The sequence below is a fragment of the Gibbsiella quercinecans genome (assembly GCF_002291425.1).
GTDB classification, from domain to species: domain Bacteria; phylum Pseudomonadota; class Gammaproteobacteria; order Enterobacterales; family Enterobacteriaceae; genus Gibbsiella; species Gibbsiella quercinecans.
Genome location: NZ_CP014136.1, coordinates 4,493,786 through 4,518,123 on the forward strand (window position 1 = coordinate 4,493,786; position 24,338 = coordinate 4,518,123).

At 58.2% G+C, this 24,338-nt stretch carries 19 protein-coding genes; 10 read left to right on the forward strand and 9 right to left on the reverse strand.

Annotated elements, in window-relative coordinates; genetic code table 11:
• Window positions 1-70 precede the first annotated feature (70 nt).
• Window positions 71-409, forward strand: a complete 339-nt coding sequence (locus ACN28Q_RS20505) for a DUF1294 domain-containing protein (RefSeq protein WP_095848035.1) — start codon at window positions 71-73, stop codon at window positions 407-409.
• Here ACN28Q_RS20505 and poxB read toward each other — a convergent pair.
• Both poxB and ACN28Q_RS20515 read right to left on the reverse strand, forming a co-directional pair.
• A complete protein-coding gene (poxB, locus tag ACN28Q_RS20510; RefSeq protein WP_095848036.1) occupies window positions 406-2,127 on the reverse strand; it encodes a ubiquinone-dependent pyruvate dehydrogenase in 1,722 nt (573 codons plus the stop codon). The two genes, ACN28Q_RS20505 and poxB, sit on opposite strands and share 4 nt — an antisense overlap.
• 211 nt (window positions 2,128-2,338) lie before the next feature.
• Window positions 2,339-3,235, reverse strand: a complete 897-nt coding sequence (locus tag ACN28Q_RS20515; protein ID WP_095848037.1) for a LysO family transporter — start codon at window positions 3,233-3,235, stop codon at window positions 2,339-2,341.
• 188 nt (window positions 3,236-3,423) lie between these two features.
• On the opposite strand from ACN28Q_RS20515, the gene ACN28Q_RS20520 reads away from it, so the two are divergent.
• Complete coding sequence (locus tag ACN28Q_RS20520) at window positions 3,424-5,076, forward strand: ATP-dependent endonuclease (protein ID WP_095848038.1); 1,653 nt, start codon at window positions 3,424-3,426, stop codon at window positions 5,074-5,076.
• Window positions 5,077-5,195: 119 nt separating this feature from the next.
• On the opposite strand, the gene cspD is transcribed toward ACN28Q_RS20520, so the two are convergent.
• A complete protein-coding gene (gene cspD, locus ACN28Q_RS20525; RefSeq protein WP_095848039.1) occupies window positions 5,196-5,417 on the reverse strand; it encodes a cold shock-like protein CspD in 222 nt (73 codons plus the stop codon).
• Between the two features lie 410 nt (window positions 5,418-5,827).
• Between cspD and clpS the strand changes: the two genes are divergently transcribed.
• Window positions 5,828-6,148 (forward strand): ATP-dependent Clp protease adapter ClpS, encoded by a 321-nt coding sequence (gene clpS, locus ACN28Q_RS20530; RefSeq protein WP_095848040.1) that lies wholly within the window; start codon window positions 5,828-5,830, stop codon window positions 6,146-6,148.
• Window positions 6,149-6,307: 159 nt separating this feature from the next.
• Complete coding sequence (gene clpA / locus ACN28Q_RS20535; RefSeq protein ID WP_095848041.1) at window positions 6,308-8,584, forward strand: ATP-dependent Clp protease ATP-binding subunit ClpA; 2,277 nt, start codon at window positions 6,308-6,310, stop codon at window positions 8,582-8,584.
• A gap of 292 nt (window positions 8,585-8,876) precedes the next feature.
• Here the strand turns inward: clpA and infA are convergent, their stop codons facing one another.
• The 6 genes from infA to ACN28Q_RS20565 all read right to left on the reverse strand — a co-directional run bounded on the left by infA (window position 8,877) and on the right by ACN28Q_RS20565 (window position 15,246).
• Window positions 8,877-9,095 carry a translation initiation factor IF-1 gene (gene infA / locus ACN28Q_RS20540; protein ID WP_002211347.1) on the reverse strand — a complete coding sequence of 73 codons (219 nt, stop codon included), beginning with the start codon at window positions 9,093-9,095 and terminating at the stop codon, window positions 8,877-8,879.
• A 105-nt stretch (window positions 9,096-9,200) separates the two neighbouring features.
• Window positions 9,201-9,926, reverse strand: coding sequence for a leucyl/phenylalanyl-tRNA--protein transferase (gene aat / locus ACN28Q_RS20545; RefSeq protein WP_095848042.1), 726 nt, complete (start codon window positions 9,924-9,926; stop codon window positions 9,201-9,203).
• Window positions 9,927-9,956: 30 nt separating this feature from the next.
• Complete coding sequence (gene cydC, locus ACN28Q_RS20550; RefSeq protein WP_095848043.1) at window positions 9,957-11,693, reverse strand: heme ABC transporter ATP-binding protein/permease CydC; 1,737 nt, start codon at window positions 11,691-11,693, stop codon at window positions 9,957-9,959.
• Between the two features lie 2 nt (window positions 11,694-11,695).
• Complete coding sequence (gene cydD / locus ACN28Q_RS20555) at window positions 11,696-13,462, reverse strand: heme ABC transporter permease/ATP-binding protein CydD (protein ID WP_095848044.1); 1,767 nt, start codon at window positions 13,460-13,462, stop codon at window positions 11,696-11,698.
• A gap of 248 nt (window positions 13,463-13,710) precedes the next feature.
• A complete protein-coding gene (gene trxB, locus ACN28Q_RS20560; protein ID WP_095848045.1) occupies window positions 13,711-14,673 on the reverse strand; it encodes a thioredoxin-disulfide reductase in 963 nt (320 codons plus the stop codon).
• Window positions 14,674-14,916: 243 nt separating this feature from the next.
• Entirely contained in the window at window positions 14,917-15,246 is a 330-nt protein-coding gene (locus ACN28Q_RS20565; RefSeq protein WP_131928992.1) for a hypothetical protein, read from the reverse strand.
• Between the two features lie 86 nt (window positions 15,247-15,332).
• Between ACN28Q_RS20565 and lrp the strand changes: the two genes are divergently transcribed.
• From lrp to ACN28Q_RS20595, 6 genes are all read left to right on the forward strand, one after another.
• On the forward strand, window positions 15,333-15,827 hold the full coding sequence (gene lrp / locus ACN28Q_RS20570) for a leucine-responsive transcriptional regulator Lrp (RefSeq protein WP_004928318.1): 495 nt from the start codon (window positions 15,333-15,335) through the stop codon (window positions 15,825-15,827).
• Between the two features lie 120 nt (window positions 15,828-15,947).
• Window positions 15,948-19,346: a DNA translocase FtsK 4TM domain-containing protein gene (locus ACN28Q_RS20575; RefSeq protein ID WP_095848046.1), complete on the forward strand. Its 3,399-nt coding sequence runs from the start codon at window positions 15,948-15,950 to the stop codon at window positions 19,344-19,346.
• 196 nt (window positions 19,347-19,542) lie between these two features.
• Complete coding sequence (lolA, locus tag ACN28Q_RS20580) at window positions 19,543-20,154, forward strand: outer membrane lipoprotein periplasmic chaperone LolA (RefSeq protein WP_095848047.1); 612 nt, start codon at window positions 19,543-19,545, stop codon at window positions 20,152-20,154.
• A gap of 7 nt (window positions 20,155-20,161) precedes the next feature.
• On the forward strand, window positions 20,162-21,505 hold the full coding sequence (locus ACN28Q_RS20585) for a replication-associated recombination protein A (RefSeq protein WP_095848048.1): 1,344 nt from the start codon (window positions 20,162-20,164) through the stop codon (window positions 21,503-21,505).
• A 110-nt stretch (window positions 21,506-21,615) separates the two neighbouring features.
• Window positions 21,616-22,908 carry a serine--tRNA ligase gene (serS, locus tag ACN28Q_RS20590; RefSeq protein ID WP_095848049.1) on the forward strand — a complete coding sequence of 431 codons (1,293 nt, stop codon included), beginning with the start codon at window positions 21,616-21,618 and terminating at the stop codon, window positions 22,906-22,908.
• 251 nt (window positions 22,909-23,159) lie between these two features.
• Window positions 23,160-24,305 (forward strand): MFS transporter, encoded by a 1,146-nt coding sequence (locus ACN28Q_RS20595; RefSeq protein ID WP_095848050.1) that lies wholly within the window; start codon window positions 23,160-23,162, stop codon window positions 24,303-24,305.
• The last annotated feature ends 33 nt before the right edge of the window (window positions 24,306-24,338 follow it).

The following is a 24,338-nucleotide window of genomic DNA, read 5'->3' on the forward strand; positions in this document are numbered from 1 at the left end:
GGATGATTTCTGTTTGCCAGTGCATGCCGGCCGCGGCACACTGGGCGCCTTTTCAGGTGGGGAGTGAACGATGCGATTAGGGGCGTTGTGTTATCTGCTGCTGGCACTGGCCTGCGGCGCCAGCCTGTGGTGGCCGCAGCCGCTTTGGGCGGCGGTGGTGCTGATTAACCTGTTGACGCTGCTGATTTACGGCGCAGATAAGCTGGCGGCCATCCGGGCGTGGCAACGGGTGCCGGAAAGCACCCTGTTGGTCTTTGGGCTGATAGGCGGCTGGCCGGGAGCGATCTGCGGCCAGCAACTCTTTCGCCATAAAACGCGCAAGCAGCCGTTCAAAACCTGGTTTATCTGCAGCGTGGTGCTGAACCTGGCCTTGATCTTGGCGATCGGCTACTGGCGATACGGCGGTTAACGCAACCAGTTGGTCTTGGCCAGCTCAACCACTTCATCGCCGCGGCCGTTGATGATGGCGCGCAGCATATACAGGCTGAAGCCCTTGGCCTGTTCAAATTTGATCTGCGGCGGCATCGCCAGTTCCTGTTTGGCGGTGACGACATCCAGCAGCCCCGGGCCGGGGTGTGCCAACAGTTCCTGCAGCGCGGCGTCCAGTTCGGACGCTTTCTCCACGCGGATGCCTTTAATGCCGGCGGCGTTGGCAATCGCCGCGAAATCCGGGTTGTGCAGATCGGTGCCGTCGGTCAGGTAGCCGCCCGCTTTCATTTCCATCGCCACAAATCCCAGCACGCTATTGTTGAACACCACCACCTTCACCGGCAGTTTGAGCTGCGCCAGCGACAGAAAATCGCCCATCAGCATGCTGAAGCCGCCGTCGCCGCACAGCGCCACTACCTGGCGGTTTGGCTCCGTCGCCTGTGCGCCAATCGCTTGCGGCATGGCGTTGGCCATGGAGCCGTGGTTGAACGAGCCCAACAGGCGGCGTTTGCCGTTCATCTTCAGGTAGCGCGCCGCCCATACTGTCGGGGTGCCGACGTCGCAGGTAAAGACCGCGTCTTCGCTGGCGTATTGGCTGATTTGCTGTGCCAGATACTGCGGGTGAATCGGCTGATCGTCATTACGGGTCGCCAGGCTGTCGAGATCCTTACGGGCGTCGCGATAGTGCTCCAGCGCTTTATCAAGGTATTTGCGATCCTGCTTCGGCTCCAGCAGCGGCAGCAGGGTGGTCAGGGTGGTTTTGATATCCCCGACCAACGCCTGATTGACCGGGCAGTGGGCGCCGATACTGCCGGGGTTGATGTCGATCTGGATAATGGTGGCGTTGCTCGGGTAGAACGCGCGGTAAGGGAACTGGGTGCCCAGCAGCACCAGCGTATCGGCGTTCATCATCGCGTGATAGCCGGAGGAGAAGCCAATCAGCCCGGTCATGCCTACGCTGTAAGGGTTATCCCACTCAATGTGCTCCTTGCCGCGCAACGCATGCACGACTGGGGCCTGCAGCGTTTCGGCCAGTTTTACCACCTCGTCGTGGGCGCCGGCGCAGCCGCTGCCGCACATCAGGGTAATGTTCTTGGCACCGTTAAGGGTTTGCGCCAGCTTCTGTAGCTCGCTCAGCGGCGGCTGCACCAGCGGCAGCGCTGGGGTTTGCCATACTACCTGCGCGTCTTCTGGCGCCATACGCAGCGCCACGTCACCCGGCAGCACGATGACTGAAACGCCGCGGTTCAGGATCGCCTGCCGCATGGCGACTTCCAGCACGCGCGGCAGCTGCTCAGGGTTGGACACCAGCTCACAGTAATGGCTGCATTCGCGGAACAGCTCCTGCGGGTGGGTTTCCTGAAAATAGCCGCTGCCGATTTCGCTGGAAGGAATATGTGCGGCGATCGCCAGCACCGGCACGTGGTTGCGGTGGCAGTCAAACAGGCCGTTGATCAGGTGCAGGTTGCCGGGGCCGCAGGAACCGGCGCACACCGCCAGCTCGCCGGTGAGTTGCGCTTCGGCTCCGGCGGCAAAGGCGGCCACCTCTTCATGGCGGGTTCCCAGCCATTCGATGGTGCCCATGCGGTGCAGGCTGTCGCTCAGCCCGTTTAACGAATCGCCGGTGACGCCCCAAATTCGTTTTACTCCCGCTTTTTCCAGCGTTTTGGCGACCAGCGTGGCTACTGTTTGCTTCATAGTTCCCCCAAGCATAGTGAAAATAATATGAACTCAATCCGATGAGTCACAGACAGAGCGGTTACCTGTACAGGCTACCGGGTCTTTTGTCGATGAACGTCAGGAAAGGTAAAGCGCAGCGCTTCACCGAGTCTAGGAGAGCGCCGCCGGGGCGGTTTACCGATAAATGCCCTGACGTTTGTCAGGCGCGGGGGCGGCGCCTGACGAAGGCTTATGAGAACAGGGCGATCAGCACCGGCGCCAACAGGCTCAGCAAGAAACCGTGCACAATCGCCGAGGGCACAATTTCCAGCCCGGCGCTGCGTTGGAGCACCGGCAAGGTAAAGTCCATGGAGGTGGCGCCGCACAGGCCCAGGGCGGAAGAGCGGCTGCGGCGCACCAGCGCCGGGATCAGCATGATCGCAACCAGCTCTCGCGCCAGATCGTTGAAAAACGCGGCGCTGCCCATCACCGGGCCATAGGTATCGGCGATCAGAATGCCGGAGAGGGAATACCAGCCAAAGCCGGAGGCCATCGCCAGCCCTTCTTTCAGCGGCAGCCCGAGCAGCAACGCGGCCAGCGCGCCGCCCGCCAGCGCGCTGACACATACCACGCCAGCGACGATCATGCCGCGGCGGTTAATCACCACCTGGCGCAGCGTCATACCACTGTTGCGCAGCTGTGTCCCGACCAGCAACAGCAAGAACAGCAGCGCGTATTCTCCGCCCTGCGTCGCATACTGCAACCACGGCCACTGCGCCAGCCCCAGAATAAAGCCGGCGAGCACCACGCCGCAGAGCTTGAGTGATTCCAGCGCCATCAGCAGGCGGGAAGGCAAGGCCTCTTGCTTATGCGCACTGCGCCAGGGCGAGCGGCGCTCCAGCAGATATAGGGCCAGCAGGTTAAAGCAGAAAATGCACAGGAAAAACACGGCGGTATACTGGAAGATCAGCAGCAGGTTACTGCCCAGATTATCCAGAAACGCCAGGCTGATGCCCATAAAAAACAGGATGACATACACCATCCAACTAAGCAGGCGATTGACGGTGCGAATTAACGTTTTACTGCGCAGCGGAATAAGGTAACCGGCAATCAGCGGCACCAGAATGATCAGCAGTCCTGAATACATGAAAAATGCGCGTCCTTTGGAATGAGAAATACCCGGGCCGATGGCCGGGTGAACACGCTAACCAAATCCGGCTGCGGAGTAAAGCGGCAGATTTAACGATGTCTGCTTGACCTGTAAGGGGTTTTTTGCCCATGCTCTGGGGAGCCCACCCCGTTGGGGCGGAGAAAGGCACGCCTGGGAGGCGGTGAATGTATTTAGAACGTCTGGAAATTGTCGGGTTCCGTGGCATCAATCGGCTATCGCTGGTGCTGGATGACAACACCCTGCTGTTGGGGGAGAACGCCTGGGGCAAATCGAGCCTGCTGGATGCGCTGACGCTGCTGCTGGCCCCGGAACAGGTGCTGTATCGCTTTGAGGCACATGACTTTCATTTCCCGCCCGGCGATGAAGCAGCGAAGGAACGGCATCTGCAGGTGATCTTAACCTTCTGTGAAAAAGACACCGGGCATGCGCACTTGCCGCGCTACCGCGCGCTTTCCCCGCTGTGGGTGAAAGGCGAAGACAACCTGAACCGTATTCATTATCGCTGCGAAGGCGAACTCGAGGACGACGGCACCGTGTGCACCTGGCGCAGTTTTCTGGATGCGGACGGCAACCCGATTCACCTGCATCATATCGATAAGCTGGTGCTGGCGTTGGTGCGTATTCACCCCGTGCTGCGCCTGCGCGATGCGCGCTTTGTCCGCCGCTTGCGGCCGAACCGCCTGGCCAACAATCAGCCCGATCAGGCCGCGCTGGCGCAGCAGTTGGAGCAATTGACGCGCGAACTGGTGCGCAATCCGCAAAAACTGACCAACAATGAATTGCGCCAGGGATTGGCGGCGATGCAGCAACTGCTGGAGCACTATTTTGCCGAGCATGGTTCCCAGGTGGCGCGCACCCGGCGGCGCCAACCGGAGGAACAGCAGGCCTGGCGTGCGCTGGACGGCCTTAACCGTATGGCGGCGGAGCCCAACAGCCGAAGCATGCGTTTGATCCTGCTGGGTATGTTCTCCACCCTGTTGCAGGCCAAAGGCGACGTCACGCTCGATCCCCATGCGCGCCCGCTGCTGCTGGTGGAGGATCCGGAAACTCGCCTGCACCCGATTATGCTGTCGGTCGCCTGGGGGTTGCTTGATCAACTGCCCTTGCAGCGCATCACCACCACCAATTCCAGCCAGTTGGTGTCGCTGGCGCCGATTGAGCACGTTTGCCGGCTGGTGCGCGGCTCCGGGCGGGTGGCGACCTATCGCCTGGGCGCGCGCGGCCTGGGGGCGGAGGACGGCCGCCGCATTGCCTTCCATATCCGGTTCAACCGGCCTTCATCGCTGTTTGCCCGCTGCTGGTTGCTGGTGGAGGGGGAAACCGAAGTTTGGTTGTTGAACGAATTGGCGCGCCAGTGCGGCTACCATTTCGAATCGGAAGGCGTGCGGGTGATTGAATTCGCCCAGTGCGGGCTGAAGCCGCTGCTGAAGTTCGCGCGCCGGATGGGGATCGAATGGCACGCCCTGGTGGACGGCGATGAGGCCGGTAAAAAATACGCCAATACCGTGCGCGGCCTGCTGGACAACCACGTTGATATTGAACGCGATCGCCTGACTGCGCTACCGGCGATGGACATGGAGCAGTTCATGTACAAAGAAGGGTTCAGCGCGGTGTATCACCGTGTGGCGGCGGTGCCGGCCAATGCCCAGATGCCGCTGCGCAAAGTGATCCAAAAGGCGGTGCATCACTCCTCAAAACCCGATTTAGCGATTGAAGTGGCGATGCAGGCCGGTGAGTGGGGCACCGATTCGGTGCCGCCGTTGCTGAAAAAGATGTTTTCGCGCGTGATCTGGCTGGCACGCGGGCGGGCTGATTAGCCGGCCCATTCACGGCCGGAATCTGATTGACGCGCGTGCCAGCGAGGAAATAAAATGCCAGTCATACTGCGGCTGGCATTGTTAACCTGGCAGTGCCGTGGTGAACTGCCGGATGCGTTTTAGGCAATCGCCTCATTTTCCAGTGGCACGATAAGGCTTGCATGGTTTCCTTTGGGCCCTTGGTGCACGTCAAACCGGACCTGCTGGCCCGCCTTCAACGTCCTGTAACCATCCATCTTAATCGTTGAGTAATGGGCAAAGATATCTTCGCCGCCCCCTTCGGGGCAGATAAAACCAAAACCTTTGGCGTTGTTGAACCATTTTACAGTACCCGTCTCCATGCTTTTACATCCCTCGCAATGCTATTTTAAGTGAGATGAATAACTGATTCCTGGTGAGCCTTCGTTGGTTAAAAGACCAGCAGCTCACAAAATTACACTCTAGAGCAAATGATCATCACGTCAAGGGGATGGCTTTTGTCCGCCACAGGCAGTTCATCAAAGTTTGAAGCGGGTAACGCTATTGGCCGTTTTTAGCGCAAATACTGGCCGTTTTTGCCGGGGAGCGCGCATTGGGCAATACGGCAGGATGTGGCTGAAGATGTTAAAATGAACTTAGGCTGGGCGCTGCCATAATACACACTGTGTGATCGGCATCGTTTAGCGCCTTTTTTTGCGCGCAGCCGAATGTTCCCGTTTGAATAACCCGTATGTGACCCCATATCAGGGTACAGAAGAGAAGATAAGCAGCGATGGGCAATAACAACGATTGGCTGAATTTTGAACATTTAGCTGAAGAAAAACAAATCGATGCGGTAAAACCGCCGTCTATGTATAAAGTTATACTTAACAACGACGATTACACACCGATGGAATTTGTGATTGACGTTCTGCAAAAGTTCTTTTCTTATGATATTGAACGCGCAACGCAACTGATGCTCACGGTGCACTATCAGGGGAAAGCGATCTGCGGGGTGTTCACCGCCGAAGTCGCAGAAACCAAGGTAGCTCATGTTAACCGTTATGCCAGGGAGAACGAGCATCCGTTATTGTGTACGCTGGAAAAAGCCTGACCGGGGCGTGCTTCAATAGGCGTCATCAGCACAGCCAGTTTGGGCGCGGGCAGCGAGCCGCCAAAGAGGCAAGATGGCGGGTATTCTGCCCAGGCTTAAAGTGGTAGGTAAGATAGCCTAGTGAACAGGCTCAAAGGTAATTTATTGGGGGAGGTGCCTATGCTCAATCAAGAACTGGAACTCAGTCTCAACATGGCTTTCGCCAGGGCGCGTGAGCACCGACATGAGTTTATGACCGTGGAGCACCTGTTGCTGGCGCTGCTCAGCAACCCAGCCGCGCGTGAAGCGCTTGAGGCTTGTACGGTGGATCTGGCGGCATTACGTCAGGAACTGGAAGCCTTCATCGAACAGACCACGCCAACGCTGCCGGCCAGCGAAGAAGAGCGCGATACGCAGCCAACGCTCAGCTTCCAGCGCGTATTGCAACGTGCGGTCTTCCACGTGCAGTCATCCGGCCGCAGTGAAGTTTCCGGCGCCAATGTGCTGGTGGCGATTTTCAGCGAGCAGGAGTCGCAGGCGGCCTATCTGCTGCGTAAACACGACGTCAGCCGTCTTGACGTGGTGAACTTTATTTCACATGGCACGCGTAAAGACGAGCCGGGCCAGGCGCCAAATGCGGAAAACCCGGTAAACGAAGAGCAGTCCGGAGGGGAAGACCGTATGGAGAACTTCACCACCAACCTCAACCAGCTGGCTCGGGTGGGGGGCATTGACCCGTTGATTGGCCGCGATCGTGAATTGGAGCGCGCCATCCAGGTGCTGTGCCGCCGCCGTAAAAACAACCCGCTGTTGGTCGGGGAATCCGGTGTGGGCAAAACGGCGATAGCCGAAGGGCTGGCGTGGCGCATCGTGCAGGGTGACGTGCCGGAAGTGATGGCTGACTGTACGCTGTACTCACTGGATATCGGTTCGTTGCTGGCGGGTACCAAATACCGCGGCGATTTTGAAAAACGTTTCAAAGCGTTGCTCAAACAGCTGGAGCAGGATCAGAACAGCATCCTGTTTATTGATGAAATTCATACCATCATTGGCGCCGGTGCGGCTTCAGGCGGCCAGGTGGATGCAGCCAACCTGATTAAACCGCTGCTTTCCAGCGGCAAGATCCGGGTGATCGGCTCGACCACGTATCAGGAATTCAGCAACATTTTCGAAAAAGACCGTGCGCTGGCGCGTCGCTTCCAGAAAATTGATATTACTGAACCGACGCCGGAAGAGACCATTCAGATCATCAACGGTCTGAAGACCAAGTATGAAGTGCATCACGATGTGCGTTACACCGCCAAGGCCGTGCGTGCCGCGGTGGAACTGTCAGTGAAATACATTAACGACCGTCATTTGCCGGATAAAGCGATCGACGTGATTGACGAAGCGGGCGCGCGCAGCCGGTTGATGCCGGTGAGCAAGCGCAAGAAAACCGTTAACGTGGCGGATATCGAAACCGTGGTGGCGCGCATTGCGCGCATCCCGGAAAAAACCGTGTCCGCCAGCGATCGCGACGTGCTGAAAAACCTGGGCGATCGGCTGAAAATGCTGGTGTTTGGCCAGGATCCGGCGATTGAAGCGCTGACCGAGGCGATCAAAATGAGTCGTGCCGGGCTGGGCCATGAGCACAAACCGGTGGGTTCCTTCCTGTTTGCCGGCCCGACCGGCGTCGGGAAAACCGAAGTCACGGTGCAGTTGGCGAAAGCGCTGGATATTGAACTGCTGCGCTTTGACATGTCGGAATACATGGAACGCCATACCGTCAGCCGGTTGATTGGCGCGCCTCCAGGCTACGTCGGCTACGATCAGGGCGGCCTGCTCACCGATGCGGTGATCAAGCACCCGCACGCCGTGGTGCTGCTCGACGAGATCGAAAAGGCGCACCCGGACGTGTTCAATCTGCTGCTGCAGGTGATGGATAACGGCACGCTGACCGACAACAACGGGCGCAAGGCCGACTTCCGCAACGTGATCCTGGTGATGACCACCAACGCCGGGGTGCGTGAGACGGAACGTAAATCGATTGGCCTGATTGAGCAGGATAACAGCCACGATGCGATGGAAGAGATCAGGAAAGTGTTCACGCCGGAGTTCCGTAACCGGCTGGACAACATTATCTGGTTCAACCATCTGTCGAGCAGTGTGATCCAGCAGGTTGTCGACAAGTTCATCGTGGAACTGCAGGCGCAGTTGGATGCGAAAGGCGTGTCGCTGGAAGTGAGCGACGAAGCGCGCGACTGGCTGGCGGTGAAAGGTTATGACCGTGCGATGGGGGCCCGCCCAATGACCCGCATCGTGCAGGAAAATCTGAAGAAACCGCTGGCTAACGAACTGCTGTTTGGTTCGTTGGTCGATGGTGGCTCAGTGAAAGTGGAGCTGGATAAGGAAACGCAGAAACTGACCTATCACTTCCTCAGCGCGCAGAAACGCAAGGCGGATGAGGGCGTGCATTAATCGGCTTGCTGGTTAAGCGTTCTATCTATGGCCGCAACGGATAACGTTGCGGCTTTTTTTTGCGCTTTTCTGGCTACAAACGTGGGTTAGGTTGCCCAGCGGCGGCAGATAGCGTTGCCGTTCAGCGCGCTTATGGCCTGAATCTTTAATGAGCGGGGTAGGGCGGAAATGATTGAGCCCTCTCAGTTTATCTGCGTGCATACGGCGCTATATGGAACGCCACGGCGCAGCTAAACGGAAAGGGCTCTGGAGGGATTACATCCTCGGTGCCGCCGTTGGGCGGATAAGCCGATTAACGGCTACGGAAGACAATGCGGCCTTTGCTCAGGTCGTACGGGGTCAGCTCTACAGTGACTTTGTCACCCGTCAGGATGCGGATATAGTTTTTGCGCATTTTACCGGAGATATGAGCGGTTACCACGTGCCCGTTTTCCAACTCAACGCGGAACATGGTGTTCGGCAACGTATCAAGAACGGTGCCTTGCATTTCAATATTGTCTTCTTTGGCCATCGAATCCTCTAGGTGTAACTACCTTAGTTTTTAACCGGCAAGATAATGCCGAAAAACCCCCATTATGTAAAGAAGTGTTGGCGAACAATGCACCATTTCCGCAAATTAGTTTGTTGAGGAGGGTGGTTCAACCTGCTGTGGGGGTATGTCTTGCTTTGCCCAGCATGCTGGCGCCAGCGCTTTACGCTGAAGGTGGCTGAGCTGCCGTAAAAATTGGCTGCGGGGGATTTCACGAGCCCCCAGCGAGGCAGTGTGGGCGTTAAGCACCTGGCAGTCAATCAATTCCCCGCCAAAAGCGGTGAAATGCTGGCAAAAAGCCATCAGCGCGCATTTTGACGCGTTGGTGGTGCGGCTGAACATGGATTCGCCGCAGAACATCGCGCCTTGCGCCACGCCGTACATGCCGCCGACCAGTTGCTGATCCTGCCAAACCTCGACCGAGTGCGCATGGCCGAGGTGATGCAACTGCAGATAGGCGCGCTGCACCGCCGGGTTGATCCAGGTGCCCTCCAGCGGGCGTTGCGCGCAGGCATGGACCACCGCGGCGAAATCCTGGTTCAGGGTAATGCGAAACGGGTTGGTGCGCAGAAAGCGTTTCAGGCTGCGGCTGATATGGCGCTCGCCCGGGAACAGCACCGCGCGCGGATCCGGCGACCACCACAGGATCGGCTCCCCGGGGGAATACCAGGGGAAAATGCCTTGCGCATAGGCGGCCAGCAGCCGCGGCGCGCTAAGATCGCCGCCGATGGCCAGCAGGCCGTTAGGATCGCGCAGGGCGCTGTCTGGCGCCGGGAACGCAAGCGAGTGCGGGGAAAGCTTCATGATGCGCATAGTGCCCCCTGGTGTGCGCTACAGGCGGTATTAAAGCGAAACACGGCTGACACGCTGGTGGAATTGCGCATAGCGGCCTTGCTGACGCAGTAACGCCGCATGGTCGCCCTGTTCGATAATCTTACCGCCGTCCATCACGCAGATGCGATCAAAATGATCGAGCCCATACAGCCGGTGAGTGATCAGGATCAGCGTCTTGCCCCGGCAATGTTGGCGCAGCAGTTGCAAAATCTGCCGTTCGGTTTCGGCATCCAACCCCTCGGTCGGTTCATCCAGCAACAGCAGCGGGGCCGGGTGCAGCAGCGCGCGAGCAATCCCCAGGCGGCGCTGTTCGCCGCCGGAAAGCTGGCGGCCGCCTTCACCCAGCCAGGCGTTCAGCCCTTCGTTCTCCAGCAGTTTATCCAGCCCTACCTGGTGTAGCACGGCGTTGAACTGTGCGTCGGTGGCGCCGGGGGCGGCCAACTGCAGGTTCTCACGCAGCGTGCTGCTGAAAACATGCACCCGTTGGTTCACGACGGTGGTCATGGCGCGCAGCGTGCTTTCGCTATAGCTGGCCAGCGGCTGGCCGTTAAGGCTGATGCTGCCGCTGTCGATGTCCCAGGCGCGGGTCAGCAACTGCAGCAGCGTCGATTTGCCGCAGCCGGTGCGCCCCAGCAACGCGATATGTTCGCCGGGCGCCACATCCAGCGTGATGTTCCGCAGCACCGGCTGGGGTTGGCCGGGGTAAGTAAAGTCAACCTGCCGCAGGCTCAGTGCCGCCGTTGCCGCAGCATTCGCGCCCTGGGCCGGAAAACAAACTTCCGGTTGCCGATCGATAATCTGCTTTACCCGCGTCGCGGAAGCCACAACCTGCCCCAGGTGCTGGAAGGCGCCGGCTATCGGCATCATTGCTTCAAACGCAGCCAGCCCGGCGAAGACAAACAGAGCGATCAGCGCGCCGGGCTGGGTGTTGCCGCCAATGCCGGCGGCGGCCAGCCACAGCAGCAGCGTTACCGTCAGGCCGCTGGCGAGGATCAGCAACGCTTGCGCTAGCCCGCCGAGCGACGTTTGCTGCCACTGGCGTTGTTGCCAGCGTTGCTCGGTGGCGTTGAGCACCGCGCGGAAGCTCTCCGCGGCGCCGAATACCACCAGTTCGGCCTGGCCCTGAAGCCAGGCGGCCAGATCGGTGCGGTACTGGCCGCGCAGCGCCGTCAGTTCAGCGCCAATCGGCTTGCCCGCGCGATAAAATACCGGCGGGATCAGCAACAGCAGCAACAGCAGGATGGCGCCCAGTGTCAGCGCCAGGCCGGTATCCAGCAGGCTCAGGCCGGCGGTGACCACCGCGATCACCACCGCGGCGCTGACCAACGGCGAAATCACGCGCAGGTAGAGGTGATCCAAGGTATCCACATCGGCCACCAGCCGGTTGAGCAGTTCCGCCTGGCGGAAACGCGCGATGCCGCCAGGCGACAGCGGTAGGATCTTTTGGAAGGTGAAGACGCGCAAGTGCGCGAGCACCCGGAAAGTGGCATCGTGGCTCACCACGCGTTCGGCATAGCGCCCTGCGGTGCGGAAAATGGCCGCGCCACGCACGCCGGCGGCAGGCAGCATATAGTTGAAGGTAAACAGGCCGGCCAGCCCGGCCAACGCCGAAGCGGCCAGGAACCACCCAGAGAGCGCCAGCAGGCCGATACTGGCTAACAGAGTAATGATGGCCAGTATGATGCCAAGGCTAATCAGAAACGTGTGGCGGCGATACAGCGCCAAAAACGGCAGCAGAACACGCATGGTTATAGCTCCTCGCTGCGGTGTGCAAGTAAATCGGCAAACAGCCCAGGCTGGGTGCTCAGGGTGGCGTAATCGCCTTGTTGCGCGATTTGCCCGTCATTCATCACCCAGATCCGATCGTAATCTTCAATTTCTTCCAACTGGTGCGTTACCAGCAGCGTGGTTTGCTGGCGAGCGGCGGCATTCAGCGCCTGCATCACCAGCCGTTCGCTGTCGGCATCCAGGCTGGCCGCCGGTTCGTCCAGCAACAGCAAGCGGCGCGGGCTGATCAGCGCGCGCGCTACGGCAACGCGCTGTGCCTGGCCAACGGAAAGGCGTGCGGCGCCGTCGCCGATCTGGGTTTCCAGCCCGTCGGGCAGGTGCGGCAGAAATTCGCTGACGTACGCCTGTTCGATCGCCTGTTGCAGTTGGTCCGCCGTTGCCTGTGGGTGACCTAACAGGATATTGTCGCGCAGCGTCTGCGCCGGCAGATGCGGGTTTTGCCCCACCCAACCCAATTGGCTGCGCCAACCTGGAGCCGCCAGCTCGCGCAGTTCGAGGCCGTTAACCGTGAGCGAGCCGCGGTACGGCAAGAAGCCCAGCAGCAGGTTGAGCAGCGAACTTTTGCCTGCGCCGCTTAGCCCGACAATCGCAATACGCGTCTGCGCCGGCACGCTGAAGTTCAACGGCCCGGCCAACAGCACCCCATTTGGCGCCAGAATTTCCAGGTTGTGCGCCTGCAACGCCAGCGGCGTATCGCCTGTTATGGCTTGGCTACCGTTGCCCATTTGCTCGCCTTCGGCGTTCAGAAACGTCTCCAGAGCTTCCGCAGCCCCCACGGCCTGCGCCTTGGCATGATAAAAGGTGCCAAGATCGCGCAGCGGCTGGAAAAACTCCGGCGCCAGGATCAGCACCAGAAAACCGGCGAACAGCGTTACGCCGGTACCGTAGCTGCCGAAATTGAGTTCGCCCAGGTAAGAGAAACCAAAATAAACCGCTACCACGGCGATGGAGATCGAGGCGAAAAATTCCAGCACGGCGGAGGAGAGAAACGCCAGGCGCAGCACTTCCATCGTCCGGTGCCGGAAGTCCTCGGACGATTTTGCGATTTGTTCGGTCTCTGCCTGCGCCCGGTGAAACAGGCGCAGTGTGTCCAGGCCGCGCAGGCGATCGAGGAAATTACCGCTCAGGCGCGCCAGGGCGACAAAGTTACGGCGGTTGGCGTCGGCGGCACCCATGCCGACCAGCGCCATAAAGAGTGGGATCAGCGGCGCGGTGGCCAGCAGGATCAGCCCGGCCGCCCAGTTGATGGGGAACACGGTGATCAGAATTAATAAAGGGATAAAGGCCGCCAGGTACATTTGCGGCAGGTAACGCGCGTAGTAATCCTGCATATCTTCGATTTGTTCGATGATTATGCTGGCCCAACTGCCGGCCGGCTTACCCTGCACCCAGGCCGGCCCAAGCTGCTGCAGCTTGTCCAGCACCCGGCCGCGAAGCTGCTGGCGGATCACCTGCCCGCAGCGGAAACCGACGCGTTCACGCAGCCAGCTTAATAGCGCCCGGAAGGCGAAAGCGGCGGCTAGCCAGCAAAAGGACGGGATCAGCCGCTCCCGCGGCACCTGTTCAATAATCAGTGCGTGCAGTAGGGCGGCCAACAGCCAGGCCTGAGCAACGATCAGCATGCCGCTGATCAGCCCCAATAACATGGAAAGGCGCAGCCAACGCTGCGCTAATGCGCTTTGTGCTTTAAGCCAACGGGTTAACTGGTGCTGTCTGGTGTTTTTCATGAAAGAGTCTGCGTTGCTGACGCTTGCGGCAACGGGCCTGGTTAGCATCCTGTTGAAAAAGTATCTGCTTTAAATGGAAGCAAATAAGCGAACGCTAATGTTACCTCGTCACCGGGCTGGCTGAAAATAATAAAGCACATCATTGTATCAGGATGGGAGGCGTATCAGGGGCAGGGGAGAAAACGGTGGCGCCAGGTAAAAAAAAACGGCTGGGAAACCCAGCCGCTTGATCGCGAACCGCTCTGCGGTTATTTGGCGATGAGCCCATCCAGATAACGCTCGGCGTCCAAAGCCGCCATGCAGCCGGTGCCGGCGGAGGTGATCGCCTGGCGGTAGATGTGATCCATCACGTCGCCTGCGGCAAACACGCCTGGAATGCTGGTCTGGGTTGCGTTGCCATGAATACCGGACTGTACTCTGATATAGCCGTTTTCCAGTTCCAACTGGCCGCCAAACACGCTGGTGTTCGGGCTGTGACCAATGGCGATAAAGACGCCGGCGACTGCCAGTTCTTCCGTCTGCCCTTCGGCCTGGGTGCTGCGCAGGCGCACACCGGTAACGCCCATCTCATCGCCCAAAACCTCGTCCAGAGTACGATCGGTGTGCAGGACGATGTTGCCGTTTGCGACTTTATCCATCAGCCGATCGATCAGGATTTTTTCTGAGCGGAAGCTGTCACGGCGGTGAATCAAGTGAACTTCAGCGGCAATGTTGGACAGATACAGCGCTTCTTCCACAGCGGTATTGCCGCCGCCGACAACGGCCACTTTTTGGTTGCGGTAGAAAAAGCCGTCGCAGGTTGCGCAGGCGGAAACGCCTTTGCCTTTGAATGCTTCTTCTGACGGCAGGCCAAGGTAACGGGCGGAGGCGCCGGTGGCGATGATCAACGCGTCACAGGTATATTCGCCGCTGTCACCGAACAGGCGGAAAGGGCGGTTTTGCAAATCAACGCTGTTGATATGGTCGAACACGATTTCAGTCTGGAATTTCTCTGCATGTTCGCGCATCCGTTCCATCAGCAGCGGGCCAGTCAGGCCTTCCGCATCTCCCGGCCAGTTTTCCACTTCGGTGGTGGTGGTTAATTGGCCACCCTGTTCCATACCGGTAATCAACACCGGTTTCAGGTTTGCCCGGGCAGCGTAGACTGCCGCGGTGTAACCCGCCGGGCCGGAGCCCAGGATCAATAACTTGCTATGTTTAGCCGTGCCCATGAATGACCTCTTTTCCCACAATGGCGGACAGTTAGCCGATTGTAGGGAAAATGCGGCAGTAAAAAAAGCGTGCTGGGGTGTTGTTAACGATTTGTTTGATAGATATTGTCTATTAATAAATCCCATGCTGCATAAAAGAATATAAAACGCGCAGTTTCACTTATGAAAACAGCGTTACGCCGGTAAGGTAATCAACAAAAAACCTGATTTTTATCAGGTTAATATCGCCATCAGGCCACATTTTTACTGCGGAAATTCATAACTAAAAATGGGGATTTGCGTTTTCATGGCGGTATGTTGTTCTGATTTTGCTTCTTTTACTTTGACAATCCGCTGTGCATTTGCGAAAACATCAGAGGAAGAAGAAATTACCCCCCGTACCGGCAGCAAATAGTACGTATTTACGGCGCCGATGTAGCAGATTGCGCCAAGACGAGCCGGCGGCGGGGAATATCGTCCGAACGAGGCGGTGGTTTCTTTTTTCGGTGGGACGTCATTTGTATAGGTTGCGCAGTGTTTGGCAGACAGTGTGCGCGATGGCGAATGATGATAGTGAAAAACTATGACAGGCATCGGGTCTACGCTTGGGACTAGCCCTTATACATTGACGTCGGCTAGGGTGTGGCAAGTGTAAGAAGAATATAAGAGAGACAATAATAATGGCAGACAATAAAAAACGCCCGGGTAAAGATCTTGACCGTATCGATCGCAATATCCTGAACGAGTTACAGAAGGATGGGCGTATTTCGAACGTTGAGCTTTCAAAGCGCGTGGGGTTATCCCCAACGCCGTGTTTAGAACGTGTGCGCCGCCTTGAGCGCCAGGGTTTTATTCATGGTTATACTGCATTGCTTAATCCGCATTATCTGGATGCGTCGCTGTTGGTTTTTGTGGAAATCACGCTGAACCGCGGTGCGCCGGATGTGTTTGAGCAATTTAACTCTGCAGTGCAGAAGCTTGAGGAAATTCAGGAGTGTCATCTGGTTTCCGGTGATTTCGACTACCTGTTGAAAACCCGCGTGCCGGATATGTCCGCTTACCGTAAGCTGCTTGGTGAAACCTTGCTGCGTCTGCCGGGGGTAAATGACACCCGCACATACGTAGTCATGGAAGAAGTGAAACAGAGTAACCGTCTGGTGATTAAAACACGGTAAGGTACAGGTGCAAAACCTGATTAAATTGGTTACACTCCTGTTCATTCATACAGCTTCAGCGCCGGGGCGAGCTCTCGGCGTTGTTGCTATGTCAGGCAACAGGAACCTGGAGAGCCTTTCTTGAGCCAGGAATACACAGAAGACAAAGAAGTCACCCTAAAAAAACTCAGCAGTGGGCACCGCCTGCTTGAAGCTGTGTTGATTGTGGTGGCGATTTTCGCCGTTTATCTTATGGTTGCGCTGGTCAGCTTCAATCCGTCTGATCCGAGCTGGTCGCAAACGGCGTGGCATGAACCTATCCATAACATTGGGGGTGGCGTTGGCGCCTGGATGGCCGATACGTTGCTCTTTACCTTCGGGGTATTGGCCTACGCGATCCCACCGATCATGATTATTCTGTGCTGGGCTGCTTATCGCCAGCGCGATACCCGTGATTACATCGATTATTTTGCACTCTCGCTACGTTTGATCGGAACGCTGGCGCTGATTCTTTCTTCATGCGGCCTGGCCGCGTTAAACGTTGACGATCTCTACTATTTCGCTTCAGGCGGCGTGATTGGCAGCCTGCTGAGCAATGCCATGCTGCCTTGGTTTAACGGCATTGGCGCCACGTTGGTGTCGCTGTGCATTTGGGCTGTGGGGCTGACCTTGTTTACCGGTTGGTCATGGCTGGTGATCGCAGAAAAAATGGGTGGAGTGGTGCTGGGCATGTTGACCTTTATGTCCAACCGCTCGCGCCGCGACGATCGCTACCTGGACGACGATGAAGACGAACAGGCGCCGGGCGAGAAGCCGCCGCTAGGTAAAGAGGCGGCGGCGCTGGCTAACAGCATTGGCGCCGCGCAAGACGATGACGTGCTGTTCTCGGCGCCATCGGTTAATGAGCGCGTGCAGGATACGGCGCAGGCGGACGACGCGGCAGAGGATGAGCAACAAGCGCAGCCGGATGCCCAGCCAGTCGCGGAGCACAGTGAACCAACTGCGCCGGAAGCGCCGGTTGCCAGCACCGAGCCGCAAGCGCCTGCCGCCGAAGCAGCAGCGCCGCCGCAAACGCCGCCGCTGTATTCATTCGAATTGCCGGAAGAAACGCCCGCGCCTAAAACACCGCAGGCTGCGGCCTATCAGGAGGACGATGAGCCTCGCCTGGGCAATTGGAACGCCCCGGTGCAGCCGGAGCGCACCCCGCATTCCCCATTCGATTTCTCCGCCGCGCAGCGTGATGAAGATATCGGCGCGGACTTCGATTTCAACACCGTAGGCGCCAAGCCGGCAGCACCTTCCGCAGCAGAAGTGGCCGCCGCAAGCACGACCTTTATGCCTGCCTTCAGCGCCACCAGCGACGATAATCCGCAGGTGAAGCAGGGGATTGGCCCGGAATTGCCGCGCCCGAACCCGGTGCGCATCCCCACCCGGCGTGAGCTGGCTTCCTATGGCATCAAGTTGCCTTCGCAACGCCAGGCCGAACAGGAACAGCGTAACCACGCGCCTGAACCACAGGGCGCGCATGGGGCGGAGGATGACGATAACGAAGCTATGCAGGCAGCGCTGCGCCAGGAGTTTTTGGCACAGCAAAATGCCCGCTATGGCGAACAATCCTCGCAGGCCGACGATGAAGATGCCCTGCAGGAAGCGGCGCTAAGCCAGGCCTTTGCCGAACAACAGCAGACGCGCTACGGCCAGCAAGATGAGGAATTGGCGCAGCCAACTGCATCAAACCCGGTCGATACCCGCAACGCGTTCAGCTTCTCGCCAATTGCCGATCTGGTCGACGAGGGGCCGAAAGCGCCGTTGTTTACCCTGTCACCGCAAGAGGCAGAGGCCGCTGCTCAGCCGTTGGCTCAAAGCCAGCCTGCTACGCCTGCCGATGCACCCTCAACCCCAATCGCCCAGCAACCGGTACAGCATGGCTATTCACAACCGCCTGCCCACCCCGGCAGCCAGGCGCAGCCGGTGCAGCAAGCGCCAGCGGCACAACAACCCGCGATGGACAGCCTGATTCACCCGTTCCTGATGCGGAACGATCAGCCGTTGCAGAAGCCAACGACGCCACTGCCGACGTTGGATCTGCTGGCGGCGGCGCCGAAAGAAGTGGAGCCGGTGGATATGTTCGCCCTGGAACAAAAAGCGCGCCTGGTGGAAGCCAGCCTGGCGGATTACCGGGTGAAGGCCGACGTTGTCGATATTCTGCCCGGCCCGGTGATTACCCGCTTCGAGTTAGATCTGGCGCCAGGGGTGAAAGCGGCGCGTATATCCAACCTGTCGCGCGATCTGGCGCGTTCGCTGTCAACCTCGGCGGTGCGCGTGGTTGAGGTGATTCCCGGCCGGCCTTATGTCGGGTTGGAGTTGCCGAACACCAAACGCCAAACGGTGTATCTGCGCGAAGTGCTGGACTGCCCGGCGTTCCGCGATAGCCCGTCGCCGCTGTCGGTGGTATTGGGTAAAGATATTTCCGGCGAGCCGGTGGTGGCCGATCTGGGCAAAATGCCGCACCTGTTGGTTGCCGGTACTACTGGCTCCGGTAAGTCGGTCGGGGTCAACGCCATGATCCTGAGCATCCTGTATAAGGCCACGCCGAAAGAAGTGCGCTTTATCATGATCGACCCGAAAATGCTTGAGCTGTCGGTGTATGAGGGGATCCCACATCTGCTGACCGACGTGGTCACCGACATGAAAGATGCTGCCAATGCGTTGCGTTGGTGTGTGGCCGAAATGGAACGCCGCTACAAGCTGATGTCAGCGCTTGGGGTGCGTAATATTGCCGGTTATAACGAGCGCATCGACCAGGCCGAAGCGATGGGCCGCCCGATCCCAGATCCATTCTGGAAGCCGACGGACAGCATGGATATCACGCCGCCGACGCTGGAAAAAGAGCCTTATATCGTGGTGATGGTGGATGAGTTTGCCGATCTGATCATGACGGTGGGCAAGAAAGTTGAAGAACTGATCGCCCGCCTGGCGCAGAAAGCGCGTGCTGCGGGTATCCACTTGGTGCTGGCGACCCAGCGCCCTTCCGTGGATGTGATCACCGGCCTGATCAAAGCCAACATCCCAACGCGCATTGCGTTCACCGTATCGAGCAAGATCGACTCACGTACTATCCTCGATCAGGGTGGGGCGGAATCGCTGCTCGGCATGGGGGATATGCTGTATCTGGCGCCAAACTCTTCGATTCCGGTTCGTGTGCACGGCGCCTTTGTGCGCGATCAGGAAGTGCACGCGGTGGTTAAGGATTGGAAAGCGCGTGAGCGGCCCCAATATAAAGAGGGTATCCTGAGCGGTGGTGAGGACGGCGAAGGCGGTGGTATCGAAGGCGACGAAGAGCTGGATCCGCTGTTTGATCAGGCGGTGGAGTTTGTGGTGGATAAACGCCGCGCCTCCATTTCCGGCGTTCAACGCCAGTTCCGTATCGGCTATAACCGCGCCGCGCGCATCATCGAACAGATGGAAGCGCAGGGCATTGTCAGCGAGCAGGGCCATAACGGCAACCGCGAGGTGCTGGCGCCGCCACGGCATGGTTAACGCGTTTCTCATCAGCTTGATTGTATCACCAAGGGCCGCTTAGCGGCCCTTGTGCAAAGAAGCGTAAACCCAGGCGTTTCTAGGAGTAATGCACCGCCCGCGCCGGCAGACATTGGCTACAATGGCGCAGGATAGTCATTTGTTGGGCGCATGATTAGGCCCGGCGATTCATGTAACGCATAAGGTATCTGGAATAATGAAAAAACTGTTAGTTGCCTGTTGTTTGCTTTCTGGTTTCGTCGCCACTTCAGCATTGGCGGATGCCGCACAGGATCTGCAAAGCCGTTTGGCGAAGGTGAACAGTTTCCATGCCAGCTTCACGCAGGCGGTCACCAGCAGCGATGGCGCCGCCGTGCAGCAGGGTGAGGGTGAGCTGTGGGTTAAGCGCCCGAACCTGTTTAACTGGCATATGACCTCACCGGATGAAAGCGTGCTGGTTTCCGATGGGCAAACGCTGTGGTTCTATAATCCGTTTGTGGAACAAGTGACGGCGACCTGGCTGAAAAGCGCCACCAACAATACGCCGTTTATGCTGATTACCCGCAACAGCGCCAGCGACTGGAAACAGTACAATATCAAGCAGAAAGGCGATGATTTTGAATTAACGCCGAAATCGGCCAGCGGTAATCTGAAGCAGTTTGCGATTTCCGTCAGCAACAGCGGCACCATCAAGAGCTTCGCCGCCGTTGAGCAGGACGGCCAACGCAGCGCCTATAGCTTAAAAGGCCAGCAAAACAGCGGCGTTGATGCGGCCAAGTTTACATTTACCCCGCCAAAGGGAGTGACGCTGGACGACCAGCGCCAGTGAGGTCTGCGTGAGTAATCTGTCACTCGATTTTTCTCAAAATGAGTTCCAGCCGTTGGCCGCGCGTATGCGGCCAACCACGCTGGCGCAATACATCGGCCAGCAACATTTGCTGGCGCCGGGCAAACCCCTGCCGAGAGCCATTGAGGCCGGTCAACTGCATTCGATGATCCTGTGGGGGCCGCCAGGCACGGGGAAAACGACGCTGGCGGAACTGATAGGCCGCTATGGGCAGGCGGACGTCGAGCGGATCTCTGCGGTTACCTCAGGGATTAAAGAGATCCGTGAGGCGATCGAGCGTGCGCGGCACAACCGCGATGCTGGGCGCCGCACCATCCTGTTTGTTGATGAGGTGCACCGTTTCAACAAAAGCCAGCAGGACGCTTTTCTACCCCATATTGAAGACGGCACCATCACCTTTATCGGCGCAACCACCGAAAACCCTTCGTTCGAGCTGAATTCAGCGCTGCTTTCACGCGCGCGCGTGTATCTGCTAAAAGCGTTGACGGTGGAGGATATCTGCCAGGTGCTGGAGCAGGCGATGAATGACAGCAGCCGCGGCCTGGCGGGGCAGAACATTGAGCTGCCTGATGAAACGCGCCGCATGATCGCCGAGCTGGTGAACGGCGATGCGCGGCGCGCGCTGAACAGCCTGGAAATGATGGCTGACATGGCTGAAACCGATGCCCGCGGTATTCGCCAGTTGACGCCGGCGTTGCTGAAAGAAGTTTCCGGCGAGCGTAGCGTGCGGTTCGATAACAAGGGCGACCGCTATTACGATCTGATCTCGGCGCTGCATAAATCCGTGCGCGGTTCCGCGCCGGATGCCGCACTGTATTGGTACGCCCGTATCATCACCGCCGGCGGCGATCCGCTCTACGTGGCGCGCCGGTTGTTGGCGATCGCATCGGAAGACGTCGGCAATGCCGATCCGCGCGGGATGCAGGTGGCGATCGCCGCCTGGGACTGTTTTACCCGCGTTGGCCCGGCGGAAGGCGAGCGCGCTATCGCCCAGGCTATCGTATATCTGGCCTGCGCACCGAAGAGCAACGCGGTGTATACCGCATTCAAAGCGGCTATGCGCGATGCCAAAGAGATGGCCGATTATGACGTGCCGGAGCACCTGCGCAATGCGCCAACCAAGCTGATGAAAGAAATGGGGCTGGGCGCCGAATACCGCTACGCCCACGATGAGCCCAATGCCTACGCGGCGGGTGAAAACTACTTCCCGAAGGAAATGGCCAATACGCGCTACTACTACCCGGCTTCGCGCGGGCTGGAAGGGAAAATCGGCGAGAAGTTGGCGTGGCTGGCTGAGCAGGACCAAAATAGCCCGACAAAACGCTACCGCTAGCGTTGCCGTTGCGGTAAGGTTAGCGGGTATTCGTTTCCCTTTTTACGCTGCTTTTCATCGCGGCGTAAAACGACAATTTTTCTTTCAATAACAACAAGCACAGGATTAGCATGCTCGATCCCAATCTGCTGCGTAATGAGCTAGACGCAGTCGCCGAAAAACTGGCTCGCAGAGGCTTCAAACTGGATCTGGATCTGCTGCGTTCGCAAGAAGAACGCCGCAAGGTTCTGCAAGTAGAAACTGAAACATTGCAGGCAGAACGTAACTCCCGATCGAAATCCATCGGCGCTGCAAAAGCGCGTGGGGAAGATATTGAGCCGCTGCGCCGTGAAGTCAGTGAACTGGGTGAAAAGCTGGATGCCGCTAAAACCGAGCTGGAACAACTGCAGAACACTATCCGCGATTATGCGCTGACCATCCCGAACCTGCCGGACGACGCCGTGCCGAACGGTAAAGATGACAGCGAAAACCTGGAAGTTAGCCGTTGGGGCGAGCCGCGCCAGTTTGATTTCCCGGTGCGCGATCACGTTGAGCTGGGCGAAATGGCCAGCGGGCTGGATTTCGCCGCCGGCGTGAAGCTTTCCGGCGCGCGCTTTGTGGTCATGAAAGGGCAAATCGCCCGGATGCATCGTGCGCTGGCGCAGTTTATGCTGGATCTGCACACTGAGCAGCACGGCTATCAGGAAGCCTACGTGCCTTACCTGGTGAACCACGCTTCGCTGTATGGTACTGGGCAACTGCCGAAGTTTGGCGAGGATTTGTTCCATACCCGCCCGCTGGAAGAAGAAGCGGCGACCAGCAACTATGCGCTGATCCCAACGGCGGAAGTGCCGCTGACCAACCTGATGCGCGACGAAATCCTGGATGAAGAAACCCTGCCGCAGAAGCTGACGGCGCATACGCCATGCTTCCGTTCGGAAGCCGGTTCTTACGGGCGCGATACCCGCGGCCTGATCCGTATGCACCAGTTTGATAAAGTTGAAATGGTGCAGATCGTCCGCCCTGAAGATTCCATGGATGCACTGGAAGAACTTACCGGCCATGCGGAAAAAGTGCTGCAGTTGCTGAACCTGCCATACCGCAAAGTGCTGTTGTGCACCGGTGATATGGGCTTTGGTTCCTGCAAAACCTACGATCTTGAGGTTTGGCTGCCGGCACAGAACACCTACCGTGAAATCTCTTCCTGTTCCAATATGTGGGATTTCCAGGCACGCCGCATGCAGGCGCGTTGCCGCAATAAGGCAGAGAAAAAGCCGCGTCTGGTACATACGCTGAACGGTTCCGGCCTGGCTGTAGGCCGTACCTTGGTCGCGGTGCTGGAAAACTACCAGCAGGCCGACGGCCGCATTCAGGTGCCTGAAGTGTTGCGCCCTTATATGAACGGTCTTGAGTTCATCGGCTGATCGGCGTTTCGTTCCTCTTCGCCGTCCGGCGAGGGGGAACGTTCCTTGGCTGACAGCGCTGTTTTCCCCGCATTAATACGCCTGTTTCCTTCGTTTTTATTCCGTATTTTTCCCTGGTGCCCATGCTCTTGCCCCTTGGCTCGGCGGCGATAAACATATTGTGCGCTGTACCCCACAGAGTGGATTGACTTTTTTATCGCCAGTGGCATGATGCGCGCACTTTCTATTGCGTGTTCGGTCTCCATCTCACTATGTCCGCATACTCTCGCCCAGTGCTGATGCTGCTCTGTGGTTTGTTGTTGCTTACGGTTTCGATTGCCGTATTGAATACTTTGGTCCCGCTTTGGTTAACCCACGCTCAGCTGTCAACCTGGAAAATCGGCATGGTGAGTTCGGCCTATTTTACCGGCAACCTGGTCGGCACTCTGACGGCCGGTAAGCTGATTCAGCGCATCGGTTTTACCCGCAGTTACCATCTTTCTTGTTTACTGTTTGCCGTAGCCACCGCTGGCATGGCGCTGTCATTGGATTTTTGGAGCTGGATGGGCTGGCGTTTCTTTGCCGGCGTGGGCTGCGCGTGGATTTGGGTGATCGTCGAAAGCGCCCTGCTGCGCAGCGGTACGCTGGCCAACCGTGGCCAATTGCTGGCTGCGTATATGATGGTGTATTACCTGGGCACCGTGGCCGGGCAAATCCTGCTTAGCGGCGTTTCAACGGAACTGATGCAGGTATTGCCCTGGGCGATCGCGTTGGTTGCCACGGCGATGTTACCGATGCTGTTTGCCCGCGTCGGCCGTGAAGACAATACGCCCGCACGGGTCGCCGTCTGGCCGATGCTGAAGCGCCGCAGCGCGCGCCTGGGGATGCACGGTTGTGTCATCTCCGGCATGGTGCTGGGTTCGCTATACGGCTTAATGCCGCTGTATTTATCCCATCAGGGGATGAACGATGCTCACGTTGGCTATTGGATGGCGTTGTTGATCAGCGCCGGCATCGTCGGCCAGTGGCCAGTTGGGCGCATGGCCGATCGCTATGGCCGTTTGCTGGTGCTGCGTATCCAGGTGTTTATGGTGATCCTCGCCAGCGTGGCAATGCTGAGCAACTATGGCATGGCGCCATCGCTGTTTATGCTGGGCTGCGCCGGTTTTACGCTGTACCCGGTCGCCATGTCCTGGGCCTGCGAGAAAGCGTTGCCGCATGAGTTGGTGGCGATGAACCAGGCGCTGTTGATGAGCTACACCATCGGTAGCCTGCTGGGCCCCAGCATGACCGCCATGCTGATGCAGAATTACTCCGATCGTTTACTGTTCGTGATGATTGCGTTGGTGGCGCTGGTATACCTGGTTATGCTGCTGCGCAAACCGGATCATCACCATACGCCGCTGGCTGCGGCTTGATAATGCGCGCCAGATAACCGGCGTATTTTATTT